Origin of the sequence: Clostridiisalibacter paucivorans DSM 22131, assembly GCF_000620125.1 — a bacterium.
Classification (GTDB): Bacteria; Bacillota; Clostridia; order Tissierellales; family Clostridiisalibacteraceae; genus Clostridiisalibacter; species Clostridiisalibacter paucivorans.
In genome coordinates this window covers 1-7334 of sequence record NZ_JHVL01000077.1, presented here as the reverse complement: position 1 = coordinate 7334, position 7334 = coordinate 1, and the positions used below count along the sequence as shown (strand labels likewise).

Annotated in this window: 10 protein-coding genes; 3 read left to right on the top strand and 7 right to left on the bottom strand. The window is 27.4% G+C overall.

Going from position 1 to position 7334, the window contains the following annotated elements; genetic code table 11:
• Positions 1-584: 584 nt before the first annotated feature.
• Both Q326_RS18595 and Q326_RS0114535 read right to left on the bottom strand, forming a co-directional pair.
• Positions 585-758: a hypothetical protein gene (locus Q326_RS18595; protein ID WP_156936327.1), complete on the bottom strand. Its 174-nt coding sequence runs from the start codon at positions 756-758 to the stop codon at positions 585-587.
• Positions 759-1062: 304 nt separating this feature from the next.
• Positions 1063-1650 carry a recombinase family protein gene (locus Q326_RS0114535; RefSeq protein WP_034602459.1) on the bottom strand — a complete coding sequence of 196 codons (588 nt, stop codon included), beginning with the start codon at positions 1648-1650 and terminating at the stop codon, positions 1063-1065.
• Between the two features lie 470 nt (positions 1651-2120).
• On the opposite strand from Q326_RS0114535, the gene Q326_RS0114530 reads away from it, so the two are divergent.
• Positions 2121-2303, top strand: a complete 183-nt coding sequence (locus Q326_RS0114530) for a hypothetical protein (protein WP_026896025.1) — start codon at positions 2121-2123, stop codon at positions 2301-2303.
• A 35-nt stretch (positions 2304-2338) separates the two neighbouring features.
• Here the strand turns inward: Q326_RS0114530 and Q326_RS0114525 are convergent, their stop codons facing one another.
• Entirely contained in the window at positions 2339-3160 is an 822-nt protein-coding gene (locus Q326_RS0114525; RefSeq protein WP_026896024.1) for a hypothetical protein, read from the bottom strand.
• 712 nt (positions 3161-3872) lie between these two features.
• Here Q326_RS0114525 and Q326_RS0114510 point away from each other — a divergent pair.
• Positions 3873-4091 carry a hypothetical protein gene (locus tag Q326_RS0114510; protein ID WP_026896023.1) on the top strand — a complete coding sequence of 73 codons (219 nt, stop codon included), beginning with the start codon at positions 3873-3875 and terminating at the stop codon, positions 4089-4091.
• Between the two features lie 37 nt (positions 4092-4128).
• Here Q326_RS0114510 and Q326_RS0114505 read toward each other — a convergent pair whose 3' ends face one another.
• Positions 4129-4911, bottom strand: a complete 783-nt coding sequence (locus Q326_RS0114505; RefSeq protein WP_026896022.1) for a DNA adenine methylase — start codon at positions 4909-4911, stop codon at positions 4129-4131.
• A gap of 75 nt (positions 4912-4986) precedes the next feature.
• Positions 4987-5232, bottom strand: a complete 246-nt coding sequence (locus Q326_RS0114500) for a DUF5659 domain-containing protein (RefSeq protein ID WP_026896021.1) — start codon at positions 5230-5232, stop codon at positions 4987-4989.
• 106 nt (positions 5233-5338) lie between these two features.
• Between Q326_RS0114500 and Q326_RS19130 the strand changes: the two genes are divergently transcribed.
• The gene (locus Q326_RS19130) at positions 5339-5461 is read left to right on the top strand and encodes a hypothetical protein (RefSeq protein ID WP_284071448.1); all 123 of its coding nucleotides are present in this window, start codon (positions 5339-5341) and stop codon (positions 5459-5461) included.
• A gap of 376 nt (positions 5462-5837) precedes the next feature.
• On the opposite strand, the gene Q326_RS0114485 is transcribed toward Q326_RS19130, so the two are convergent.
• Both Q326_RS0114485 and Q326_RS0114480 read right to left on the bottom strand, forming a co-directional pair.
• Complete coding sequence (locus Q326_RS0114485) at positions 5838-6263, bottom strand: hypothetical protein (RefSeq protein ID WP_026896020.1); 426 nt, start codon at positions 6261-6263, stop codon at positions 5838-5840.
• Positions 6264-6265: 2 nt separating this feature from the next.
• The gene (locus Q326_RS0114480; RefSeq protein WP_026896019.1) at positions 6266-7057 is read right to left on the bottom strand and encodes a ParA family protein; all 792 of its coding nucleotides are present in this window, start codon (positions 7055-7057) and stop codon (positions 6266-6268) included.
• Positions 7058-7334: the final 277 nt, after the last annotated feature.

Below are 7334 nucleotides of genomic sequence, written 5' to 3'. Positions count from 1 at the left end.
TGTCGTCGACCTCCAGGGGTTTTTGCACTACTGGAGGTCGACGACATTTAGAATCCTCTAATACAGATACACATATATTTATCTTTATAGATGTTATCATATTTGATAATAATAAATTATAAAAATATATAATCACTAATCTCAAAGAGTTCTTATCAATTGTATATTTTTACCATATTAGTAGAAATAAAGATACAAAAAAATAATAGAACTCATGCCCTACATAAATTCTATTAAATAGTTAATTGTGTATTCAAAAGAAATTTTTTATCTTAATATTTTAAAATGTATGCTTCCATAGTATAATACCCCTAATTAGTCTTACTTTTCTATTTTATTTAGGAACTATTCATTTTGACTGGTGTTTTACAATGGTTCTTATACTATATATTCCCCCAATAGTCATTGATATAATAGAAAAAATTGCAACTAAATATGCAGTCATTCAAAATCTCTCCTTATATTTTAGGTTTAATTTCACTATAATTATGGTATAATAAGAGTAGAAAGAGATATAGGCTCAAAACTTAATTAAATACGACTTTTTTAAAATAGTAGGTGTTTGCCAAAACAGACCTACTATTTTATTTTTTATCATCTATAGCTTCAATTGTTACATCTGACTCTGTTTTTGTATTAATAGATTCAGCCTTTGATTTAAAACCTGCTTTTATTTTCTTTTCTGTAAAGTATACCATTATTGAAACTAAAGTTACAAAAGCTACTATTGTAATTGCTGTGATAGCAACAATAGCCAATATAACTATAAGATTTTCGTTAATATTATCACTTCCTCTTCATTTGTTTCTTGCCTGTGAACCTCTTTCTACTCATGTTTAGGAATAAAAAAAGAGGAAGTTTTATAAAGTCGTATTTACTATTCCTTCTTATATACATATTATACTAAATTTTTTCCTATTTGTCTTTAAATACAAAATAATATCATCTAATTCTTCAATAGTAGAGAGGAATTGAAACTTTTGCATAAAAATAAGACAAGATTTTAATCCTGTTTTATTTTTTACTGTACCTATAAAAAATAACTTTTATATCTCTATACTTTCATACTTCTTTCTGTATTGACTCATTTCTTTTCATATACCTATAGTACGTAGTTTTTCCTATATTAAAATATTTAAGTATATCTTTCACTGACATGCCTGCATTTCTCATTTGTTTCATTCTTTTGATATCATTGTCATTCAATTTATATTTAGGTCCTAATTTTATACCTCTTTTCTTAGCAGCTTCTAATCCTGCTAAAGTTCTCTCTCTATTTATTTCCCTTTCGTATTCTGCGAAAGCAGCAATAATAGAATACATAAGTTTACCCTGGGCCGTTTTAGTATCAACTACAAGAGCTCCCGTTAAAGTTTTTAGGTGGACTCCTTTTTTCATTAGGTCTTCAAGAATTGTAACCAGTTCCTTTACAGATCTACCTATCCTATCTATCTTCCAAACAACAAGAGTATCCCCCTCTTGTAATAACCTTAATACTTTTTTAAATAATGGCCGTTCTTTTTTTCTAGATGATATTTTTTCTATATAAATATCTGAAGGATGACATCCTGAATCCTTTAAAGCATTAATTTGTAATTCAGGATTTTGATCCTTTGTTGAAACTCTTCCATATCCAAAAACTTTTCCCATTAATATACCTCCTTGTACCACAAATGCAAAAATTAACTTTATGGTACTCTTATAATTATGGTACTATTTATGGTACTTATTTTATCATAAAATACTATAAAATTGTTATATAAAAATGATAGTACCATATACCATCGTTTGTAGTACTATCATTGAGAAAAAATAGAAGAGTAACATATTGCTTCTTAATCTCCCTATTTTTATATAACCTAAAGAAAACTATTCTATTATATATATTAGTGGTTTTTTTCAAAAAACCACTTTTTTTCTAAAAGTTTTTTAAAGTTTTTTCTCTATGTGGTTGGTTTCAATTCCTCATAGGTAAAGTAGTAACTATAAATATAATATTACTTATAAATACATATTTAACTTATAATTCCTTAAAAGTATAAACTTCCAAAATTCGACTGGATAGGTTATACTTAATTAGACAGTAATAGATGATACTATAAATGAAAGGAGGAAAAGGTATGATAAAGGTTATTTTGTGGACGCTTTTTGTAGGAACTATAGGGAATGGAATAACTTTAAATAATCACGATATAGACATAGGTAGTATATTAGCAATATCAATAATGGGTGGAGCTATTTTACATAGACTTGATAAATTAGAGAGTAAAAAACATCATAAAAAATCTGATACAGAAGAATAAAAAAAGAAACCAGCATATGCTGGTTTCTTTTTTTATTACCAATAGATTGAAACATATCCTTTTTCTTGTTGATAGTAATCAACAAATTCAAAACCACCCGAAATACTAAAGACACCAGCTCTACTTAGTGAAAAGCTAGGATTGATAGAAAGACCCCACTTCTTATGTCCATAAACACCGTTTACACCTTCGCTATTACCTTCTTTGTAGAAGTCAGAGCGGAGGAACATAAAGTCGTTTGCCTCTGAAAGATAATCGGAAAGTTCAAGTTTAACTTTACAACTTATAGAGTGACCCTCTTGGTCAAAGCTGCGAGAAGAATAGTTTATAGTACGATCTTTGTTAGGTGATGTATGAGTGTAAAAACCATTAGCACTATTGTGTACAAAAGTTCCTTGTGTTAATGCTAATCCCATAACATCTGTTTGACGTGGACTAGGTGGTGTTAACCAAGTAAATGCACATGATGCCTGACCAGTAGTGTTGTTTTTATCTATTACAGTTGTATGGATTCTTAGCCAGCCACTTGACTCGTCTGTATCACTTATGAATGGAATAGGTGACATAATTTCAGAAATATATTGCTCGTAACTCCCCTCGATTGTTCTTGAAGTTTCAGTTTTATTATTAGTGATTATCTTGATGTATTTGCTTTCAGATGAAACAACATCGTAGTTTGTCATATCATTAATAAGAGATTGTAGCATAGGTTGGTCTAATGTTTCAAGCACTTCAACAGGAATACCGTATGTTTGAGACACTTCGTTTAAGTTCGGTGTTGCTGAAGTTGCAAACCCAGTTGCAGATAATGAAAACATCATAGTTAAGCAAAGAATAACAGATAGTAACTTCTTCATAATAAAATCCTCCTTAGTTTTAAGTTTTTTATATTTGTTCAAATAGACTATATCATAAACTTTAATAAAATATTGTCATATCATGTCAAATAAGTTATTATTTACAAAAACTTAATTTAATTACATAATTTTTGTTTGATAAAATTATTTATACAATATATTTCTCAAAAGATGGGTCTGAATTATTGAGCTATGTATAAACAAAAAAACAGAAAGATTGGTACTCATGTACCAATCTTTCTGTTCTCCATTTGTTAAAAGTAGATTCTACAATTCACTCTATTTATATTATACCATTTGTCTATTAATTTATTCAAATTATTTTAACATTTAATTCGATTATCTATTGACTTTTTACGCAGGTTTGATATAATATAAGTAGGAGGTGAGGGACAGTGAATCTACAATTCACTCTTGCTCTTCTAGGTATTGTCTACATATTACTCCAGATAGTAGATAAAATCCTAGACATAATAAAAAAGTTGAAAGAATAAAGTTAGGGTAAAACCCTAACCTTATTCCCTCACTTCTACTAAATTAAAAAGGTGGTGTATGATTTGATTCAACTAAGAATCAATGAGTTTTCACTATTTATAGCTACATTATTTTTAATAGTAGCTTGTTTCACTAAAAACTTTTGGCTAATAGCTATAGGTTTATTAATGATTATTTATAGCAATAATCGAATAAAAAAACTGAAAGGTTGATTTTAATGAATCGCGACCAATTAATAAAATTAATTGAAAAAGAGACTATGGAGAGTTCAGAAGTTGTAAAATATCTCGGTATAAGTAAACAACGTCTATCTGATATGAATAGACAGGGAAAATTAGTCTCTATAAAAAAAGGAATATATCTAAGACAAGATGTAGAAGAAAGAAAAAACATTCAGGATAAACTCAGAGAAAAATATAGCCCAAAAAAATTATAACCACCCATTTTATGGGTGGTTTACTATAATCTCATTTTTAGTAATTTGTATTAATTAGTTTTGGATTATAATTAGTTATAATTAATTCTCCATATTTTTTTCTCGATTCACTTTTTTTAGCTATTGAATATCCTACATCTACTTTTGTTATGTGAAAATCTTTATACCAGGACTTTATTTCTTCATGATCATTAATGGTTAATAAAAATTTTCCTTTGATATTTTTAAGTATTTTCAAAAGTTTAAGATGATCTTCTTTTGAAAATTTATGTTTATATTGAGTCAATTGATAATAAGGAGGGTCACAATAGAAAAAACTTTCTGGAGAATCGTACTTTTCAAAAAGAATTTCAAAAGTTAAATTTTCAATATAACAATTATTCAATCTTTTTCTTACTTTTGATACGAAAGAAGTATCAAATATAGCATTACTAGGACCTTTCTTTTTTCCATATCCAAATGCATCACATTTGCTTCCAAAGCTATATTTAATTATATAGTAAAATCTAACAGCACGTTGGATATCTGTTAGATATTTTCCAGAAATATCTTTATATTCATTAAAAATTTCCCTACTTACAATATCTTTTTCAATCCAAAACATAAACTCTTTGGGATGATATTTTATTATTCTAAAAAGATTCACTAATTCTTTATTAATGTCATTATATACTTCCACAATTGAGGGTTTCTTTCCGAAAAAAACCCAAGCTGCTCCACCAAATACTTCAATATAGCATTTGTGATTTGGTATAAGTTTTATAATTTTTTTTCTTAATCTATATTTTCCACCCATCCAAGAAATTGGACTTTTCAACATATTCATCACTCCTTTTTTAGTGATGAAAGCTGAATTTGAAAGGATGTAGTTGAATATGTAAATGGAAACTAAACTTTATACTATTTTTTTATTTATATGGAATAGATTGGTCACTCTTTTTTCTGCTGCAAGAAAATCAGCTATATTGATAGAACCTCTTTGATTAGTATAATCTAAAATTGCTTTTTTAAATTCTTTTGTTTTCTCAAATTCCATTATACTCTTTGTTCCATCGCTATACGAATTCAAAATGTTGAATCCTTTGGCCACTAAATATATTATAGTCTCTTTATCTGTTATATTTATAGTATTTTTTGTCATTATTCCACCTCCTATACAGTATTATATACAGAACATATGTTCTTGTAAAGGTGTTTTAAATATATGGTATAATTATTCTATCCTTCTTTAAAGGAGGTGAGAGTTAATGTTGCCACACAACAGTAGTAAAGCGGACATAGCAAAAGTTTTAAAATCATTCGCAGCAGTAGTTACATCAATAGCTAGACTTATAAAAGCAATTGTTATAGCAGTAAAAGTATTTAAATAAGAAAAAGAGCTGGTGGTAAGGCACCAGCTCTTTTTCTTATTTAAGTTAATTATCGCCACACAACTTATATATATATTATACTAAAACTAACATTATTATTCAACTATTGAAACAAATTATGTTACTATAGAATTTATAACATTTAGTATCTTCTTTTTACTTTTTGTACTTTATGTTTATACTTATCCCTTTTAACCCAATAATTATTACTATGTGCTCTCACAATATAAAAATCTTCATTTAGACCAACAATCTTATACTTTCCATCTTTGTTAAACAATATCTTTCCACTCTTGGTATACAAGTCTTCGAGAAACTTAATCTCAAAAATTTTTTATACACCTCTCTTTCTCTATACTTCTAAACTTCTTTATTTTTATACTTCTATATCTCTTAAACTCTTAATTACATCTTCTAATGAATCTTTGAAAATATTTACATCTTTGTCTTTAAGTAAAAAAAATATATCATACATTAACTCTACTGCTTTTTCTGGAATCTTTGAATATTCTCTTTGAGTTATTCCTGTCATCATTTGTATATACTTTATTCTCTGCATAGTTTCTTCATCTAAAGAAAAATTGGCCTTATACTTATCTCCATTTCTTGAGTTTGTTATAGGCAGTATTCTATAATTATAGTATTCTTTATTTCTATACTTGTTTTCTTTATTACTCTCAACTTCTTTACTTCTATATTTCTTATCTTCTTTTCTATCATCAATTTTAGATTTTCCTGCACTTAATATTTCATCTGCATATCCTTTTCTTTTTTCATCCCTTTTCTTAAACATATTCCCCATGCCTAAATAACTCCTTTCTCCATTAATTCATTTATAACTTTTTTAAATGCTTTATATCCTGTTGATGTTCTATCATACATATTAATAGGGAGATTATTTATTTCAGCTTCGTTTAATTTAGTATTTAAAGGTATTGGCGTATCAACCAATATTTCTTTAATCACTTCGTGTTCTTTTATGTATTCTAAAAAGTCTCTATCAACATTTACTCCTTTTCTATACTTATTCATAATAAAGGCCTTAATATTATTTTCTTTATCTAATCTTTCTATTATTTCACTCCATAGCTCTATAAAATACTCTGCTCCATCTAAACTATTCATACCTATATCACTAACGACAATTATACTGTCAGCAATTAAAAATACATTTTGATTTATAACAGACATAGAAGGGTTAGTGTCAAATATAACATAATCATATTGACTTAAAACTTTCATATTTTTCTTAAACCAATTTTTTAAAATTAATTCCCTACCTGCCAATGAAATAACTCTCATTTCCGTTCTAGTTAATAAAATAGTTCCTGGTATAATGTCTAAATTTGATAATCCTTCAATAGGAGATTTGATTATAATGTCATCTGCCTTAATATCATTCTCATATATTTCTTCTGCTCCAATAAACCTACTTTCTCTTTTATCTAATCCAAAATCATTAGTCGTATTACCTTGGGGATCATTATCAAAAACTAAAACTTTCTTTCCCATTTCAGCTAAAAAGCCTACTATATTAAAAACTGTTTGTGTTTTGCCGACTCCACCTTTTAAAGTACCTATTGCTATGGTTTTCATCTTTTTAAACTCCCTTCTCTATTTCTACACCTCTTTATTTCTTGTCCTCTTTACTTCTATAGTTCTATAGTAATATCTTTTATTTCTTTTGTCAATTATCAAAAGTTGATTTTGAGCATAGAAATAGAGCTTTCTACTTTAAAGTAAAAAACTCTATCTTGTACTCCCGTAATAAAAACTATTTTGATCCTTCATAGGTAAAGTATAAACATAGCATTAAGAATGTATCATAGCAAAGAATATGCAAGTTTCAATTCCTCATAGGTAAAGTATAAAC